Annotated in this window: 16 protein-coding genes and 1 pseudogene; 3 read left to right on the forward strand and 14 right to left on the reverse strand. The window is 60.6% G+C overall.

Going from position 1 to position 17,800, the window contains the following annotated elements:
* Positions 1-7: 7 nt before the first annotated feature.
* Genes ACQZ63_RS22995 through ACQZ63_RS23005 form a run of 3 tightly spaced genes read right to left on the reverse strand, consistent with a single transcriptional unit; the run spans position 8 to position 3,139 of the window.
* Positions 8-1,081, reverse strand: coding sequence for a Gfo/Idh/MocA family protein (locus ACQZ63_RS22995; protein WP_111802062.1), 1,074 nt, complete (start codon positions 1,079-1,081; stop codon positions 8-10).
* Positions 1,078-2,094, reverse strand: a complete 1,017-nt coding sequence (locus ACQZ63_RS23000) for a Gfo/Idh/MocA family protein (RefSeq protein ID WP_111802061.1) — start codon at positions 2,092-2,094, stop codon at positions 1,078-1,080. The genes ACQZ63_RS22995 and ACQZ63_RS23000 overlap by 4 nt, the downstream gene beginning before the upstream one ends.
* Entirely contained in the window at positions 2,087-3,139 is a 1,053-nt protein-coding gene (locus tag ACQZ63_RS23005; protein WP_013761993.1) for a Gfo/Idh/MocA family protein, read from the reverse strand. The genes ACQZ63_RS23000 and ACQZ63_RS23005 overlap by 8 nt, the downstream gene beginning before the upstream one ends.
* Before the next feature lie 106 nt (positions 3,140-3,245).
* Between ACQZ63_RS23005 and ACQZ63_RS23010 the strand changes: the two genes are divergently transcribed.
* Together ACQZ63_RS23010 and ACQZ63_RS23015 are read left to right on the forward strand one after the other, a co-directional pair.
* The gene (locus ACQZ63_RS23010; RefSeq protein WP_162633778.1) at positions 3,246-3,959 is read left to right on the forward strand and encodes a GntR family transcriptional regulator; all 714 of its coding nucleotides are present in this window, start codon (positions 3,246-3,248) and stop codon (positions 3,957-3,959) included.
* 35 nt (positions 3,960-3,994) lie between these two features.
* Positions 3,995-4,918 carry an SMP-30/gluconolactonase/LRE family protein gene (locus ACQZ63_RS23015; protein ID WP_162633779.1) on the forward strand — a complete coding sequence of 308 codons (924 nt, stop codon included), beginning with the start codon at positions 3,995-3,997 and terminating at the stop codon, positions 4,916-4,918.
* Between the two features lie 145 nt (positions 4,919-5,063).
* Here ACQZ63_RS23015 and ACQZ63_RS23020 read toward each other — a convergent pair whose 3' ends face one another.
* The 5 genes and pseudogenes from ACQZ63_RS23020 to ACQZ63_RS23040 form a co-directional block, all read right to left on the reverse strand.
* Positions 5,064-5,660: an NUDIX domain-containing protein gene (locus ACQZ63_RS23020; RefSeq protein ID WP_019566599.1), complete on the reverse strand. Its 597-nt coding sequence runs from the start codon at positions 5,658-5,660 to the stop codon at positions 5,064-5,066.
* Positions 5,661-5,687: 27 nt separating this feature from the next.
* Positions 5,688-6,533, reverse strand: a complete 846-nt coding sequence (locus ACQZ63_RS23025; RefSeq protein WP_111802060.1) for a PhzF family phenazine biosynthesis protein — start codon at positions 6,531-6,533, stop codon at positions 5,688-5,690.
* Positions 6,534-6,576: 43 nt separating this feature from the next.
* On the reverse strand, positions 6,577-7,359 hold the full coding sequence (locus ACQZ63_RS23030; protein ID WP_111802059.1) for a pyrroline-5-carboxylate reductase: 783 nt from the start codon (positions 7,357-7,359) through the stop codon (positions 6,577-6,579).
* 144 nt (positions 7,360-7,503) lie between these two features.
* Positions 7,504-7,989 (reverse strand): annotated as a pseudogene (locus ACQZ63_RS23035) (aromatic-ring hydroxylase C-terminal domain-containing protein); the annotation flags it as partial.
* Position 7,990: 1 nt separating this feature from the next.
* The gene (locus ACQZ63_RS23040) at positions 7,991-8,839 is read right to left on the reverse strand and encodes a LysR family transcriptional regulator (RefSeq protein ID WP_025595263.1); all 849 of its coding nucleotides are present in this window, start codon (positions 8,837-8,839) and stop codon (positions 7,991-7,993) included.
* 152 nt (positions 8,840-8,991) lie between these two features.
* On the opposite strand from ACQZ63_RS23040, the gene ACQZ63_RS23045 reads away from it, so the two are divergent.
* Positions 8,992-10,512, forward strand: a complete 1,521-nt coding sequence (locus ACQZ63_RS23045) for an MFS transporter (RefSeq protein ID WP_448799405.1) — start codon at positions 8,992-8,994, stop codon at positions 10,510-10,512.
* Between the two features lie 25 nt (positions 10,513-10,537).
* Here ACQZ63_RS23045 and ACQZ63_RS23050 read toward each other — a convergent pair whose 3' ends face one another.
* The 6 genes from ACQZ63_RS23050 to ACQZ63_RS23075 form a co-directional block, all read right to left on the reverse strand.
* Complete coding sequence (locus ACQZ63_RS23050) at positions 10,538-11,719, reverse strand: acyl-CoA dehydrogenase family protein (RefSeq protein WP_003518063.1); 1,182 nt, start codon at positions 11,717-11,719, stop codon at positions 10,538-10,540.
* Between the two features lie 112 nt (positions 11,720-11,831).
* The gene (locus ACQZ63_RS23055; RefSeq protein ID WP_003518064.1) at positions 11,832-12,935 is read right to left on the reverse strand and encodes an LLM class flavin-dependent oxidoreductase; all 1,104 of its coding nucleotides are present in this window, start codon (positions 12,933-12,935) and stop codon (positions 11,832-11,834) included.
* Between the two features lie 192 nt (positions 12,936-13,127).
* Positions 13,128-14,207, reverse strand: coding sequence for an LLM class flavin-dependent oxidoreductase (locus tag ACQZ63_RS23060; protein WP_448799406.1), 1,080 nt, complete (start codon positions 14,205-14,207; stop codon positions 13,128-13,130).
* On the reverse strand, positions 14,204-15,943 hold the full coding sequence (locus ACQZ63_RS23065) for a dipeptide ABC transporter ATP-binding protein (RefSeq protein ID WP_035199859.1): 1,740 nt from the start codon (positions 15,941-15,943) through the stop codon (positions 14,204-14,206). The genes ACQZ63_RS23060 and ACQZ63_RS23065 overlap by 4 nt, the downstream gene beginning before the upstream one ends.
* On the reverse strand, positions 15,922-16,770 hold the full coding sequence (locus ACQZ63_RS23070) for an ABC transporter permease (protein WP_013762004.1): 849 nt from the start codon (positions 16,768-16,770) through the stop codon (positions 15,922-15,924). The genes ACQZ63_RS23065 and ACQZ63_RS23070 overlap by 22 nt, the downstream gene beginning before the upstream one ends.
* Positions 16,767-17,774 carry an ABC transporter permease gene (locus ACQZ63_RS23075; RefSeq protein WP_003518071.1) on the reverse strand — a complete coding sequence of 336 codons (1,008 nt, stop codon included), beginning with the start codon at positions 17,772-17,774 and terminating at the stop codon, positions 16,767-16,769. The genes ACQZ63_RS23070 and ACQZ63_RS23075 overlap by 4 nt, the downstream gene beginning before the upstream one ends.
* Between the last annotated feature and the right edge of the window lie 26 nt (positions 17,775-17,800).

Genomic DNA, 17,800 nt, shown 5'->3' on the forward strand with positions numbered 1-17,800 from the left:
TAGATGATTATGCCGTGGCGGACGCGCGCGGAGCCCAACCCTTGAGCCGCTCATTGTCAGCGGTCAGCGGCAGGCGAACGGCCGTGCCTTCCTGTACCGATGTGTAGATTGCGGTTACGAGTTCGATGGACTGCAAGCCGTCCGTAATCGTCACTTCCTTGCCCCCGCGACCCTCCATCGCATTGGCAATCGCCTCGACAAAACCGGTAAAGCCGTTTTCGCCATCTTCCACCGTTGCGAGAACGGCGTCGATCTGGTCCTGCGTGGTCGGCGCCCGCGCCGTAAAGTGCCATTTATCTTCCGCCGGACGATAGGGCAGCGTTCCGCTTTCGGCCGTGAAGCCTTCGAAGCAGAACCGCAGACGGGACGTGTCGTCGGCTGCACCAAGCGTGACCGAGCTGGTGGCGAGCGCGCCGCTCTTCATGCGGAAGCTGATGGCGGCGCAGTCTTCCGTCTCGATCCTGTTCACCCGGGTGTCGGCCATGGCGAAGACCTGTTCCACCGGACCTAGGACATGGCACAGAAGGTCGTGGGCATGGATGGCGTGACCGAGGATCGCGCCGCCGCATTCACCCTTCCAGGTGCCGCGCCAGGGAATGTCGTAGTAGCTCGCGCCACGGTTCCAGTGAACTTCCGAGCTTGCCACATAGGCTTTGCCAGCAAGTCCGGCGTCGATGAGGGCGCGCAGCTGCCGCAGGGCGGGACCAAAACGATACTGGAAAACCGGAAAGACGCGCCGTCCGGTCTTCTTGACAGAGTCCATCAGCGCATTTGCTTCCTCCAGCGAACGCACCAGAGGCTTTTCGCAGACCACGTCCTTGCCGGCCGCGTGGGCCTTCAGCATTACGGGGAAATGCAGATGCGGCGGCAGGCAGACGTCTATGAGCGAAATGCTTTCATCGGCGAGGACTTCTTCGAGATCCGCCGTGATGCGGATGGAAGAATTTTCGCCAGCCACCGCCCGTGCCCGCTCCACATCAAGATCGCAGATCGCCTTGACGGTGAAACGTTCCGGCAGCGCCAGATAACCGGTGAGATGCTGTGCGCCGATACCGGCGCCGATAATGGCGACGCCGATCATGCTGCGGTTCCTTCAGCCTTGGCCTGCGCCTGAAGCGAGAGGTCACAAACCTTGAAGACGTGTTCCTGCGTCATGGCAGTTTCCGTGCGGTTGCGGATATCGTCGCATACACGGGCGAAGTAGGGCAGGCCGGCACCGGATGCGTCGACATATTCGCAACGGTCGCCATTGACGAGGATCAGACGGTCTGTCCCCTCGGTGTTGCCGACATCGACGTATTTGCGCAGTTCGATATAACCTTCGGTACCGAGGATCGTCAGGCGGCCATCACCCCATGTCGGCAGTGCATCGGGTGTGTACCAGTCGACGCGGATATACCCATGGCCCTTGTCGCCGCGCAGCACGACTTCGCCGAAATCCTGCAGGCCCGGATCGCCCGGGTTGGCGTAATTGGCAACGGTGGCAGATACGATCTCAACTTCGGTGGAGCCGGTAAAGAACATGAACTGGTCGATCTGGTGGCTGGCAATATCGGTGAGAATGCCGCCATAGGCCTCGCGTTCGAAGAACCATGTCGGGCGGATTTGTCGGTTCAGGCGGTGCGGACCAAGGCCAACCGTCTGGATGACGCGGCCGATGGCACCCTGTGCAACCAGCTCGGCGGCTTTCGTGACGCTCGGGACTTCGAAGCGCTCGGAAAAATCGACGGTCCAGATTCTTTTGGTCTTGGCAACGGTCTGGCGCAGGCGCTCAAGCTGGTCGAACGTGGTGCAGCCCGGCTTGTCGGACATGACGTCCTTGCCCGCTTCCATGGCAGCGATGGCAAGATCGGCACGCTTGGACGGAATGTCGGCAATGATGACGAGATCGATGGTTTGGTCAGCCAGCAAATCCTCCTTGGAGGCAGCACGCGGCACGTCCGGGAAGCGCTTTACGAAACCTTCGACCACGTCCGGCTCGCCTTGCGTCCACCAGCCCGCAAATTGCGCACCGGCATCCAGCATGTTCTGCGCCATGCCGAAAATGTGCCTGTGCTCTATGCCGAGAGCCACGAACTTGATTGGTTTACTCATCCTGCAGTTCCACTTCCTTGCCGGTTTCGGCTGAGTTGATGATCGCGTCGATCAGTCTGTGAGACAAAAGAGCTGCTTCACCGGTGACGACCGGCGGGCGCCCTGAAGAAATGGCGTCGACGAAATCGTCGAAAACGCCCTGATGCCATTCATGCGTGAAAGCCATAGGATCGGCGCCGCCGCCGGTGCCGGAAGCGGCACCACCGAAGGTTTCCTGGCGGCCGTCGCGCCAGTCTACATGCAGCAGGCCGGATGCGAGCCGCAGGCTTGCCTTGTCGAAATGGAGAAGAATGGATTCAGGCGCACCGGGAAAGCTTGCGGTGCTCGCGACGAGCGAGCCGACGGCGCCGTTTTTGAAACGAAGGCCGGCCGATACGTAATCCTCGGTTTCCATCTTGTGAAAACGCGTCGTTGCCGCCATGGCCTGCACGCGGGCCACGGGGCCTGCAAGGCTCAGGGCCAGATCGATCGTGTGGATTGCCTGCGATATCAGAACGCCGCCGCCGTCACGCGCAAGCGTGCCGCGTCCCGGCTCATCATAATAGGCCTGGGTACGCCACCACGGCACCGAAATCTCGCAAAGGCCTAGTTCGCCGAGCGTGCCGGATGCGACCAGTTCGCGCGCCTTTTGCGATGCGGCGCGCATGCGGTGCTGGAAAATGATACCGAGCGTTACACCCGCATCGCGGCAGAGCGCTACCAGATCGGCCGCTTCCCGCGTGTTGCGGGCGACAGGCTTTTCGAGAAGAATGTGTTTGCCGGCTTTTGCAAGCGGACCGACGATATCGGCGCGGGCATTGGGCGGCGTTGCGATGATGGCGAAATCGACATCGCCGTCACGCGCGGCTTCCTCGATTGACGCGTATACGGCAACGTGGTGACCGGTGTGTTTTGCCGCTTCGGCAGCCAGCGCTTTCGCGCGGCCGGAGCCACCGTCAACAATCGCTTTCAGGCGGATTTTTTCAGGGCTTGCCGCACAGGCAAGCACATGCGTCTTCGCTACCATTCCGGCACCAACGATGACGCAGGTCTTGATATTTTGCATTCGGGAGCCTCCTTCCCATGGCCATTCAATTGCATACCGGTATGCCGGTTGTCAACACACCAGTGTTCCGGTATACCGGTTATAGAGAAAGACATTTGGAGAGCGTATGCCAAAGATCCCGATGACAGGCGGCACGGTGCCGATGATGGAACGACTGGATTTCAACCGACCGGTTGTGGACCAGATCTATTCGGCGCTGAAATCTGCCATCCTTTCGAGGGAGCTGTTTCCGGGCCAGGCCGTGTCGGAAAACGAGATTGGCCAGTCCTTCAACTCCAGCCGCACCCCGGTGCGCGAGGCGTTGAGCCGGCTGCGAGATGACGGTTTGATCGTCACCCTGCCGAGCCGCGGGACCTATGTCTCCAGACTGTCGGACAAAAATATCCGCAGCGCGCAGTTCATTCGTGAGGCGCTGGAGGTTGCCGCTGCCCGCAGGCTCTGCCAGACCGGCATTCCGGCCGAAGCGGACCAGGAAATCCTGCATGCGCTGGAAGGCCAGCGTGTGGCGATGGAGCTTGGCGACAAAAAGGTCTTCCGTATCCATGACGACCAGTTCCACAGCGCCCTTGCCGCCGCAACCGGCCTCGAAAGGCTGGAGACCCTGTTGATCCGGGAAAAGGCTGGGCTAGACCGCCTGCGAGCGCTGGCGATTACCGACGAAGCACACATGGCCAGACTGCTGACGGAGCATGAGGCCGTATACAATGCAATCAAGGCGCGTGAGGAGGAGAGCGCGGTGGATTATCTGCGCCAGCATCTCCGCCGCGTCCTCGGCATTCTGTCGCAGATCTTCGAAGCACATCAGGAATATTTCGAATAACGCCACGCTGCGCAATTCAACGGTTCAGACAGAAAATGACAACAGCAAATTTCGACAACGCGCCTGCGGTCGATCAGGCAGGACTACTGTGCGACGAAATCAGCATTCTTGCGGAAAGCCCGGTGTGGGACGAAAGACGTCAGGTCCTGTTCTGGTGTGACATTCTTGGCAAGAAGCTACGTTCAGCTGGGCTGGGCGGCGTCCAGTATCGTGAATGGACGTTCCCGGAAACCGTCTCCAGTCTTGGGCTCTGTCAGAGCGGTGATCTGATTGCCGCTTGCGGGATGGATATACTCATCCTCAATCCGGAAAGCGGCGCGCGGCGCACACTTCATTCCATTCCCGCACCTGAAGGCATCGCCTGCCGGCTGAATGACGGACGTGTCGGTCCGGATGGAGCTTTCTGGGTTGGTACCATGCACAATGTCCCGCTCTCGCAGATGCAGCCCCATGGAGAGCTCTGGCGTATTACGAATAACGGGGCCGAACGTATCCAGACCGGACTGACATGTCCCAACGGCCTCGCTTTTTCGCAGGACGGTTCCGTCATGTGGCAAAGCGATTCCGTGCAGAAATGGATACGCAGGCGGAATTTCGACAAAACCAACGGTGTATTTGATGAAGGTGTGCTCGTCGCACAAATGCAGGAAGAGACCGGAAGGCCCGATGGTGGATGTCTTGACATAAGCGGCCGATATTGGAGCGCGGGTGTCTCTGCGGGCGTTTTGAACATTTTCTCGGAAGACGGCAGTCAACAGATCGGGACGGTAAGGATGCCTGTTCCGCATCCAACGATGCCCTGCTTTGGCGGGCCGGATTTCGGCTCGCTTTTCGTGACATCGCACCGCCATAACATGACGCAAGACAGGCTGAGCGAGGTACCTCTTTCCGGTGGCGTTTGGGTCATTCCGTCCGACATCAAGGGCTTTCCCGCATTCCGTTTTGAGGATGGCAGGTGAAGCCCAAATCGTAAGTCTTTGTTCTTTGTTGCCCAACGCAAGTGATGGGTTTCGGCCAGTCTACGTCAGGCAAATTCGTCCTGTTGATCCTGTAGTCTGGCCGTAATCAGCATCGCTTCCGCATTGGTAGATATTGCGGTCGAGATCAGCGTGTTCCGTGCTTTTCCTGCAAAAGCCGGATGGTGAGGTGCTGGAGCAGAATGATGGTCTTGGCGTCGCGAATATCGCCGCGGCTGATCATCTGCATAGCGTCTGGCAGAGCGATTTCCAGCACGTCTATGTCTTCTCCCTCGTCTGCGGAGCCGCCGCCTGTGCCCACTTTATGGTTCTCGGCATATTCGCCGTAGAAAAAGGCGAGGTATTCGGTGACCGATCCGGGACTCATATAGATATCGAACAGATGGGTGAGCTCGGAAACCTCATAACCGGTCTCCTCCATCAGTTCCGCACGCATGCGCGCTGCCGGTTCAGCGCCTTCCAGCAGCCCCGCCGGTGTCTCGATCAGCGACTCGAGGCCGCCGTTCAAGAGAACCGGCAAACGGAACTGGCGGGTGAGCAAAACATGGTCGTTTGCGGGGTTGTACAACAGGCATGTCGCTCCGTTGCCGCGATCATAAGCCTCCCGGGTCTGCCGTTGCCAGCTTCCGTCCCTTAGCTGAAGTTCATACTCATATTTGGTCAGCCGTCCCCAATCATCCGCCAATACGCGTTGCGAAATCGGGCGGTAAACACTGCTATTCATCGAGTCACCTCGTCATTATCTGTCTTTTCAAAGGCCGTGCAGCCGGCCTTCGACTTGCGTGCGTGTCTCGCCGCCGACCCATATCTGGCCGGTATCATCGCGGGTCAGGTAAATGCGGCCTTGACGGCCAAGACGTGTGCCCTGGGCGGCGACATAGTCTTCCGCGACCACGCCTGTCGCAAACAGCCATTGCGCCAGCGAGGCGTTGAGGCTTCCGGTGACAGGATCCTCGGCGATGGCGCCCAGATGATCGCTGAAGAAGGCGCGAACCTCGAAGGCGGCTTCGCCGCCATTTGCGTGCGGACCAACGACGCCAACGTCAATGCGGCCGGGCCAGCTGCGGACCGGCTCAAGGGTAAGCACCTTCTCAGCCGATGCCAGCCTGATCCCCAACCAGCCGGGGCCATTGTCGATCCATGCGGCATCAACGATGTCGCGTGTCTCTATTCCCAGCAGCTGCCGGGCCTCTTCCAGCTCTGCGGGTGTCGGCGCGCCGGAACGGACAAGGGGCGGAGCGGCAAAGGAAAGTCGACCATGCGCGTGCCGGATCGTCACCAGACCGGCACCGCATTCCTGAACGATGCCCGTTTCGCTTTTGGGCAGGCCGTTTTCGGAAAGCCAGGTATGGCAAGTGCCGAGCGTAGGGTGTCCGGCAAAAGGCATCTCCCGGTCCAGTGAGAATATCCGGACACGGTAATCAGCCTGGGGGTGGGTGGGCGGCAGCAGAAACGTGGTTTCGGACAGATTGAACCACCGCGTCAATCGCTGCATGTCATCCGTGGTCAAGGTGTCTGCACCCGTGACGACCGCCAGCGGATTGCCAGAAAGCGGGCCGGAGCCGAATACATCGATCATATGGATAGTAAAGGTCATGGCATCGTTCTTTCTGTTCGGATCGATTGTCGGCGCGCACTGTCTACTGCGTAATCCGTTCCAGCACGCGGCTCAATGCCCGCTTCAATGCGCTCGAACCGCCATTGCCGTCAAAGTCCTGAAGAACCTGCTCGTTCAGGCCACCCTTGGTGGCGAATTCGCGGCTGAGATCGGTAAAGTCCGTGTCCTTGCCGGCAAGCAGCGCCACTTCGGAGAGGCCGGCGAAGAGGGGTGCAAGATAGGCGCGGCCCTTTTCTTCCGGCAGGCCGTTTTCGGCCAACCACTCCGTCGTCTGTTGCAGAATGCCGAAATAGGTTGCCATCAGGGCGCTTGCGGCGGCGAGAAGGTCGTATTCCGCCTTTATTTCACATTCCACCGCATTGCCGAGCACGTTGAAGATCGCGGCGGTATCCGCATCGGAGGGGTAAACGGCCGTGACGCCTTTGCGGCGGGCGACAAAAGGCAGCGGGATCGCCTGGGTCAGGCGCACATCCGCGCCGATCCAGTCAAGCAGTGCATGTCGACCGGTTGCGGCAACGACGCTTATGACTTTCTGCCCCTCGCGAAACCGCAGCGGCCGGATGACGTCCTCGGCGATCTGCGGGCGGATGGCCAGAACGACGGTATCGCAGCCGTCAACAATCGCCTGAATGTCGCTGGAGACGATCACCTGCGGGAAATCGGCGGCAAGCCTGGCCGAGATATCCGCGCTGCGCTGGGACACCATGACATGCGGCACGGCGGAAGGCGTGCTGAGGAGCCCCCGCACCATCGCATCGGTGATAGCGCCGGTTCCGATAAAGCCGATTTTCTGGGGAAGGGACATGATGACTCCATTGCATTGATAGGAAGGACGATACATCGGTACGGCTGACGCAGGAAGGCAATGAAACAATCTCTAGATTGCCGGGGGCTGGCATATCTGCCGAAGAAATGGCTTGGCAACCGGATCGGCCACTTCACATAACCTTCAAATCTCTCCGAACCAACGGGCTGCTGCCCTTGCGAATTTCTCCTTGTCCGGAGCAGACTCCGTGGCACAGGCGACGATACCATCGGGGCGCACCAGGACTGTGCTCAAGCCCAATTGGTCGACGGCATTGCCGGCGACATAGGAGATCCGGCCGTTCCAGCGGCCTGCCAGCGCTTCGCGCGATGCGTCCGCGCTAAAGTGCAAAAGCAGACCTTTGCCCTCTCTCAGAAGTTCGCCGGTCCTCCTCCCGTCCGCCAGTGCGAAGTCCGGAACGCTGCAGCCCACCAGCGGATGGTTGCCGCCTAGCTCATAGCGGATGGAAATGCCCCATACTCGTTCGGCGAAATATGTCGCGCCATCGCGGGTCTCGATGAGATCGCGGATGATGGCTTCCAGCGCCCGTGTACTCCGGCTTGGGCGCATCCGTGCGACCTGGGCGCGCGACCAGTCAAGGACCTGTGCACCCACTGGGTGTCGCTCACAGTCACGGCCGATGCTCCCGGAAAGCGGCGGCCAGTGTGCGCAGCGCCTCACGGGATCTGCTGTCGGTAAGGGTCGAGAACATCACGATCTCGGTGGAAGGCAGCGGCGGGAGGCTGAAACGCTGGCTGACCTCGATTGTACCGGGTGGCGCTAGGCGGCAGGAGAATGCCGAAATGGCGAGACCTGCCGAAACGGCCGCGGTCACCATCGATGAGGTGCCGCCAAGAAAGACTTCCGTCCACGCGATGGCGGCGGAATCAAGAGCACGGGCGGCGATGTCGCGTACACCGCAGGCGGGCGAAAGCGCCGCCAGTCGCAGCGGCTCGCCCTGACGATGCTCGAATTGCGGGGCTGCGAACCAGCCGAAATGCTCTGGCCCGAGCACTTCGCCATCACGCCTGTCATCCTCGCGCCGGATGATTGCAGCATCGATCTCGCCGCGGTCGAAGGCATCCAGCAACGTGCGGGAATTGTCCATCCGCACTTCTATCGTCAGTCCCGGATCGTGCGCGTTGAGCCGCGCCAGCAGCGTTGGCACTTCCGGCCCGGCAACATGGGCGGCGATGCCAAGGCCAAAGCGTCGGCGCGTGGAAAAAAGCCCTGCCATGGCGCGATCGTGCGCGGCAAGGAATTCGCGGGCTGGTGTGAGAAACACGGCGCCTTGCGCGGAAAGCCGCACCGAACGCGGCGTCCGTTCAAGAAGCCGCTGGCCGAGCCGGTCTTCCAGCCGCTTGAGCTTGACGCTGATGGCACCCTGCGTGGTTCCGAGCGTTTCGGCAGCGCGGGTAAAGCTCTGCAGATCGGCGATGGTGACGAAAGCCTGAACGGCATCCACATCCAGAGTGGTCACTTTTAATAATCCAAATTTGTTGTCTCTGAAATATCCAAGCATCCAATTCAGTTATGGTCAAGCTTTCACTAATTTGCCTTGGACTCTGCAAAACACGGATCGAAGCGTGCATGTCTTCTGATGCTTCAGTCCGAACCACGAAAGGCTGAAGAATGACCCTTGCCGTTACCGCCCCAACCCGGAGTAGAAGTGCCATTGCGCTCGCAGCCGTCTGTCTCTCCGCTCTGATGTTCGGGCTGGAAATCTCCAGCGTGCCGGCGATCCTGCCGACGCTCGAGCAGGTGCTGCACGCGGATTTCCGGCAGCTTCAGTGGATCATGAACGCCTATACGATCGGCGTGACGATGGTGCTGATGGCAACCGGCGCGTTGGCCGACCGCTTCGGTCGCAAACGCGTCTTCATCGCGACCATCGTCGCTTTCGCCATTTCCTCCCTCGCCTGCGGCATGACTGAAAGCGTGGCGGTGCTGATCGGCGTCCGCTTCCTTCAGGGACTAAGCGGTGGAGCGATGCTGGTATGCCAGATCGCCATTCTGTCACATCAGTTCCGCACGGCCCGCGAGCGTGGAATGGCTTTCGGCTGGTGGGGTATTGTCTCCGGCGTCGGGCTGGGTTTCGGGCCGATCATCGGCGGAGCCATCGTTGCGCTGTGGAGCTGGGAGTGGGTATTCCTCGTTCACGTGGCCCTCGGCATTGTGACACTGTTCCTTGCAGCAAGCGGTGTCGAAGAATCGCGTGATCCGGATGCGACCCGTCTTGATCTTGCCGGTATCGCCACACTCTCGGTTGCCGTGTTCTGCCTTGCGTTTTTCATCACCCAGGGACCGGAACTCGGCTTTGCCAGTTCAAAGGCACTTCTGATCCTTGGTCTATCAGTCGCGAGTTTCATCGCCTTCGTGATCGTCGAAAAGCTCACGCCAAGGCCGATGTTTGATTTCTCCGTATTCCGCATCCGGCCATTTTCCGGCGCGATTATCGGCTCGGCGGCGATGAACATCAGCTTCTGGCCGTTCATGATCTATCTGCCGATCTGGTTTCAGGCGGGCCTTGGTTATGACAGCGTCACCGCCGGTCTCGGTCTGCTTGCCTATACGCTGCCAGCGCTGATCGTACCGCCGTTGGCCGAGCGTCTGTCGCTGCGTTATCAACCCCGTCTTGTCGTCCCGGCCGGGCTGTTCACCATCGGTCTCGGTTTCATGCTGATGAAACTTGGCAGCAGTGTCGCAGATGCGAGCTGGCTCACCATGCTGCCCGGCTGCATCCTGTCCGGTGTCGGGCTTGGCCTCACCAACACGCCGGTCACCAATACGACTACCGGTGCCGTTCCCGCTGCCCGTTCCGGCATGGCCTCCGGCATCGACATGAGCGCGCGAATGATCTCGCTTGCCATCAACATCCCGATCATGGGCTTCATTCTGGTTGAGGGCGTCTGGTCGTCGCTTAGGGTCAACCTGCCGTCCGGCGCGGATTTGCCCGCCCTGCGTTCGCTCGCGGAGAAGATCGCGGCGGGAACCGCGGGATCGTCGGTTGAGCGTGTTTCGGATGCACTCGTCCATCAGGCACTCGCAGACGGTTTCGGTCTGGTCATGCTTTATGCCGGCATCAGTGTCTGGTTGCTCGCCGCTCTGAGCTTTGTGGTTTTCGGCCCGGCGCGAAAGCTTGCCCACGGTTAGTGGTGCCCTGGCGCTGGGACGATAGTCAGGCGGATTTCAGGATTTGCAGTCCTGCCGAAGGTTGGGCGGCCGCAGTCTCCTCGCGGCTCCAGCGGCCAAAGGCGGAGCGGCCCAAAATCGCAATCGACGTATCCTCCTGCGGCGCATGGACGAGCACCGTCTGGATGTCGCGGAAATGTCGTTCGAGGCCCAGTTCGCTACCAAGACCTGGATTGCCGATGCCGCGCACTGCGATCTCGACGGCATCACGCAGCTGCCGGCCGGCAAGCAGCCTTGCCCTGATGAATCCTTCCGCATCGCCATTGTTGTTTTCGAGCGTGCCGAAAATGATCTGGCGGGCGCCTGAGACCAGAAGATCGATTTCGCCTGAAAGCGTTATGAAACGTTCCGTGCGGGCGATGGGATGGCCGAGATTGGCCGGCACACGCTCATGCGCGAAGCGGATGAACTTGGCCTGAGCGGCTTCTGCCACGCCGAGGTAAAGCGCTGTCAAAGCCAGCGTGAGTGCCGCATGCGCCCGGTTGTCCTGCTGGGCGACCGATGGATCGACGAGGTCGATGACGTTTTCTGCCGGGATTTCGACATTGGCATATTCGACATCGTGCGATCCCGTAGCGCGCATGCCGAGGCTCTGCCAGTTCTCGATGACCTTGATGCCCGGCAACCCATTCGGCACCACGAATGTTCCCACCCGCGCCGGCGTTTCGTCAGTATGCGCCCAGACAAGGAAATGCGTGAGACCATATGCGCCCGTCACGAAGCGTTTTCGGCCCGTGATAGACCAGCCATTGTTTGTCCGGCGGGCGAGCGTCGCGGGCAGGCCACCGCGCGCCGGCGACCCCAGCTCCGGCTCGACACGCGCGGCATTGAGCAGCAACGGCCGTTGTTTGGCGTCCGTCAGAAGCCGCCGGTAGAGATCTTCGGGCCAGTGGTTTTTCGCGGCCTGGGCGAGATGGGTAAAGATCGTCATGGCGCTGATCAGCGCCACGGAAGGATCGCCCCGGCCAAGTGCCGCCAGAATGTGGGCGGTATCGGCAAGCGTCGCCCCCTGGCCGCCATAACGTGTCGCAACCGTGCTTTCGAGGAGGCCGCTTTCATGAACGGCACGGATACCCGTCCAGGGAAACTGGCCAGTCTGGTCCGCATCCGGTGCGGCCTGTTCAAGGATGCGAGCGGTTGCGTCTAGGACAGTTGGGTCATGAGACATGCGTGGTCGAGGCTCTCTGGCTGTGGGGAATACCATTTCCCCATCAGGGGCGATTGGCTCCGTCTGCACTTCAAAAAAATGCCCGGTCAGGCGACCGGGCTGGATCGCGGCATTATGCAGCGGTCTTTTTCTTCGCATCTTCCCGTTCGCGAATGCCTTCGCGGACAAGAGGCAGGATGTAGCGGCCATAATCCACCGCGTCGTTGTAATTGTCGTAGCCGCGGATCGAGATCAGGTCAGCGCCAAGATCGATGTAGTCGAGGATGGAATCCGCAATGGTGCGTGGCGAACCGACCAGCGCAGTGGTGGCGCCGCTGGCATTGGTGGCGGTGACCGTCGGATACCAGAGGGCGCGATCATGCACATCGCCGCGTGCGGCGATTTCCAGAAGCCGTTGCGAACCGACATTGGCCGGGCGCGGCGCGTTGAGCGGTGCGCGTGTTACACCTTTCTGGCGGTTCTCGTTCAACCGATCCAGAGTTCTGTGAGCCTTTTCCCAGGCAAGCTCATCCGTCTCGGCGACGATTGGCCGGAATGTGACCCAGATCCGGGGGCGATCCGTGCGGCCCGCCTTTGCGGCTTCCGCATAGACCCGCTCGATCTGCTGCTTGGTTTCGGCAAGCGGCTCTCCCCACAGGCCGAAGATATCGCAGAGCGAACCGCCGATGCGATAGGCGGCGTCCGAGGAGCCACCGAGCGAAATCGGAATGAGCCCGTTTGTGGGCCGCACCGCGCTGCGGAATTGCTTGAACTGGTAATATTTTCCGTCGAAGTCGAAGGGCTCTTTCGAGGTCCAGGCCAGGCGCAGGATGCGGATATATTCCTCCTGGCGCTCATAGCGTTCTTCCTTGTTGAGGAAGTCGCCTTCACGCGCCTGTTCTTCATCGCTGCCGCCGGCAATGAAGTGCACCACGACACGTCCACCACTCAACTGATCGAGCGTCGCGAGCGACTTGGCCGCAACTGTGGGATAAACCGTGTTCGGCCGCAGGGCGACGATGATCTTGATGTTTTTCGTGTGCGCGAGCACCGTGGCGCCCAGCGTGAAAGGATCGAAAGACGATGAGGAGTAAGGGATCAGCGTATAGTTGAAACCGTAATCATCAAGGGCGCGGGCATAGCGCTCCAGAAAAACAGGATCCACAGGTGCGTCTGGAACGGGGTTTAGATCGTTCGATGCATTGGGAAAGCTTACGCTGATAAATTCCGCGGACATGGGCGCTCCTTCAGGTTCAATGCAAGCATGTTAGGGCGCGGCGCAGGAACGAGGAAGACAGGTCTTTCTTTTTCTATCGAATATGTAGAAAATATTCCCTGCGACGGCCTTCGATATAGGACCAGCAACCGCCGCCGCGTTTCCGTCTTCAAGTCGCGGCCACGAAGTGGCAATCGCTCGGTGCCCTAACGGTTAAAAGGTGGGCGACCAGCCCAGGCTCGGAGCCACCGTGTCCGCCAGATCGGTCAGCAGTTGTATGTTTTCGGCGAGACCGAAGGCAGGCGGCAAAAACAGTACGACCTCATCGGCTGCTGCAAGGCCCGGATCGTTGAATACCGATTCCAGCACCTGATCGGGCGTGCCCTGGAAAACGGGCGAAATTTGAAACCCCGCTGGCTGGGCTGCCTGTTCGAGAGCGCCTTTGGGGCGAGATGCGGCAATACCCTTGGTACGCCGCTCCAGATCATAGGCGGCGTATTTTTCGCGAAGCTCGGCTGTGGTGCCAACCAGGATGGAGGCGGCGACGGCGACCGACGGCGGTTCCGTTGTCCATGTCTTTCGCCATGTGGAACGGAAGGCCTCGATGATTCGGGCCTGATATTCCCCGAAGCTCTCGCCTTCTGCCTGATCGTGCTGGACGGTTCCCGAGATAAGGCCGATGCCGAGTTCCGCCGCCTGCACAGCCGAAGCAATGCTTGCTGCACCCTGCCGGATGCGCGAACGCAGTGTCGGGCTATGCGGCGTGACACGCAGTGCCGTGCCCTCCGGGTTGGATTGGCCGCCTTCGACACGGTGCAGGACATCGCCAGCGATTGCCGAGAGGAAGCGGGCCTGACGACGCCTGGCCTCTGTGCGGGCATCGGTGTCGACCGTGCCGAATACCGCGTCAAAGGCGGCGTTTGCGCCGGTCGAAATGGCAAGTTCCAGTCGCCCATCAATCAAAAGATCGGTCGTGCCGGCCGCCTCGGCAAGCAGGATCGGATCCTGATAGCGCATGGGGATGACCGCAGAACCGAGCGTAATATGCCGGGTATGCTGGCCGGCAGCGGCGAAGAACGGAAGTGGCGAGGACAGATAGTGATCGAAATGCCGCTGATAGGCCCAGCCGGACTGGTAGCCCAGTTGTTCGGCAACCTTGAACAGTTCGATACCCTCACGCAGCCCCTGCGCCGGCCCGGCATCGTCGCTGAAGGATACACGGGTATTGAAGCCGAGCCGCTGTTTGGGGCGGAAGGACGTAGACGCAGTATTGATGGGTGCAGCGATGGTCATGCGATCTTTTCCTTATCGTGAACCCGCCGGGGCAGCGGCTGTGGCGCACGGGCGATGGTTGCGGCACCGGATGGGATCGATTCCAGCAGCGACGCGGTATAGGGATGCTGCGGATTGTCGAAGATATCGACGACCGTTCCATGTTCGACGATACGCCCGCGCTGCATCACCGAAACGGTGTGGGCGAGCTGGCGTACCAGTGCCAGATCATGCGACACGAAAACATAGGTCAGGCCGAGCTTCGCCTGCAGCGAGAGCAGCACATCGACGATGTCTGCCTGGACGCTGACATCAAGTGCGGAGGTCGGCTCGTCGAGCACGATCACATCCGGTCGGAGAACCAGCGCCCTTGCAATGGCAACGCGCTGGCGCTGGCCACCCGAAAGGGCCGTCGGCTTGCGGTTGAGAAGGTGTTCGCTCAAGCCCACATTGGCCAAAGCCTCACGAACAGTTTCGAGCCGTTCCGCACGGGTTCCGATCTTGAAACGATCAAGCGGCTCGCGCACCAGCTGTTCGACGCTCCAGGTGGGATCAAGCGAGGTAAACGGGTTCTGGTAAACGAACTGAAGATGGCGCCATGTTGAACGCAGCGACGTGCGGGAGCGACCGGTCAATTCTTCGCCGGCTACCGATATCGTGCCGGTGTCGGGTTCCTCGAGGCCAAGCAGCAGCCGAATGGTTGTCGTCTTGCCAGAGCCGGACTCGCCAACCAGCGCATGGGTGGTACCTGCAGGCACGTTGAAGGAGACGTTGTTGACCGCCGTCAACACCCTGTCGCCGACCCTGAAATTCTTGGTGACGGCATTGACCGCGATCTTTGGCGTCGTGGTGGACTCTGCCTTCAGCAGACGGAAACCCGGATCGCGCAGCCGGGCGTAGCGATCCGGATTGAGTGCCGGCACGTCCGCATGCAGCTTCCTTGCATAGGCAGAGGCCGGTGCGGAAAACACCGATGCGGTGCTTCCGGCTTCCTGAACCTTGCCACCCTTCAGGACTACCAGCGAATCCGCCCGTTCGGCGGCGATCGCCAGATCGTGTGTGATGAGGAGCAGGCTGATATCCAGCTCGTGCTGCAACCGCGAGAGCAGATCGAGGATCCGCTTCTGGATCGTCACATCGAGCGCAGACGTTGGCTCGTCTGCGACCAGAAGTGACGGGCGCGGCAGAACCGCAAGGCCTATGAGCACCCGCTGCAACATGCCGCCGGATAATTGGTGCGGGTAGGACTCGTAGACAACACCCGGGTTGTCCAATCCCACCTGCGCGAAGGTCTCGAGAATGAGGGCCTTGCGGATCGCCTTGTCAGGCTCGTCGAGAAGTGCGGCCGCCTCCATGGCCTGCGCGCCGATTGTCCGCACCGGATTGAGCGAATTGCCTGGATCCTGCGGGACAAAGCCGATGGCGCGTCCCCGCAGCGGTCGGAAGCTGCGCTCTGGCAGTCCCAATATCTCCTGATCACCAAAGGTGACGTGGCCGGTGGCATGTCCCCCGCTTGGCAAAAGCCGCAGGACCGCACGGGCGATTGTCGATTTGCCGGAGCCGGACTCGCCAATAAGGGCAAGGCTCTTGCCACGGCCGAGTTCGAAACCGACATTGCTGACGACCTCCTGGCCTCCATAGGCGACCGAAAGATCGTTGACCCGGAGAAGCGGGACAGGAGCCTGCTGCGGCTGCGGTCTGGCCGCAAAGGTAACGGGGCGGGCGATAGTGGTGGTCAGTCTGTCTTGCGTAGCCATCGGCTGATCCTGTTTACAGAGAGGACGGTCGCGATTGTGACGAAGGCGGGGGCGTATACGAGCCACGGCCATTTGAGGTAATCCTTGCCGATCGAGATCAGCAGGCCCCAGTCGGAGGCGGGCGGCGGGTCGCCGTATCCGAGAAAGGCAAGGCTTGCGATCACGAGGATCGACTCGCCGAACTGCAACACGGCAAGCGGCAGCACCGAGCGCGACGCGTTAGGCAGAACGTGGCGCAGAAGGATGAACCAGCGCGAGCCGCCGAGCAGGTACGAAGCCTCCACGAATGTCGCCTGTCTGGTCTTGATGACCTCCGCACGCGTGACGCGGGCAAAGACCGCCACGGCGGAGACGCCGGTGGCGATGGCGGCATTGATGGTCTCGAAACCGATGGCGGTGACCACGATCACCGCCAGCAGAAACTTTGGAATTGCCAAGAGCACATCGACCAGCCGGGCAAGTGTGATATCGACCCAGCCGCCGAGAAAGCCCGCAAGAAGCCCGATGAGACCGCCAGCGAAGACGCCGATCACGACCGCGACGAGTGCGCTGGAGACGGAAGAGGACGTGCCATAAACGACGCGTGCATAGACATCGCGGCCGAGGTGGTCGGTGCCGAACCAATGCGCAAGACTTGGGCCGAGCAATTTGTTCGTCGGCACCCCGACGACCGGGCTGTGACTGGTAAACAGGCCGGGCGCCAGTGACCAGGCGACGACGAGCGCGATAATGGCGAAGGACAAGGCGACGGTCAGCGGTATCCGCAGGCCTGTCAGCCTGTTTGCAGGGGTCGCACCCGGCAGGGAAGCGTTCGAGGCGAAAGTCATGGTGTCACCGCCTTGGTGGTGGTGGAGGAATCCTCTGTAATGGCCAAGCGAGGCTTTCGCGCGCCGAGAATTTGCACGCGTGGATCGAGCAGGGGATAAAGAAGATCGGCAATCAGGTTGACGAGCACGAACACCACGGCTCCCAGCGAAACGATCGCTTGCAGGACGGGCAGGTCCTGCGTGCTCACGGAGCGCTGCACCAGGCTGCCGAGACCGGTTCGCCCAAAGACAGACTCGGTGATGAGTGAATTGCCAAGCAGTTCACCGACGGTGATGGCGATCACGGTGACGACGGGCAACGAGGCAGGCTTGAGCAGATGCTGTGCAAACAGCCGCGCCTGTCCGATGCCGCGGCTGCGGGCGACGGCCGCGTATTCCTGTTCTGCCTCCCTGTCGAGGTTCGCTATAAGCACCTCGGCGATTTGCGCAGAGAAAGGAATTCCGATTGTGATTGCGGCAAACACCGTTGCCCAGAAGCTATCTGGTTCGATAACGCGGAAGAGGCGCAGCTGAAAGCCGAAGAGATGGATCAGTATCAGACCAATCACAAAATTCGGTGTCGAGAGAAACAGCGATGGGAAAGCTCTTAGCAATCCCTGGCCGTAGCGCTTTGGTACCACCTGGGTTCCGTAAGCAACGGCCATTGCCAGAATCAAGGCGACGGCAAGTCCCGTGGATGCAAGGATCAGTGTCGATGGCAGCACTTCAGCGATGAGGGTCGCCACCGGCCGGTTGGAGCGCATCGACATGCCCAGATCACCAGTCAGAAACCCCGACAGGGACGACCACAGCTGCACGAGAACCGGTCTGTCGAGGCCCTGCGCGGCGATGATTTCCGCGATCTCCTGCTCGGTAAACCCGTTTTGCGGGTTCCTGAGCACGCTGGTGATCGGGTCGCCAGGCAGGATACTGACGACCACGAAGGTGAAGACATAGGCCAGCAGTATGACGACGACCGCCTGGCCAAGCCGCTTTGCGGCGTAGGTTAGGTAGGCATTGCTCATGCCGGTGACCTCCTTCAACGTTGCCT

The organism is Agrobacterium sp. CG160-95, from assembly GCF_053521725.1.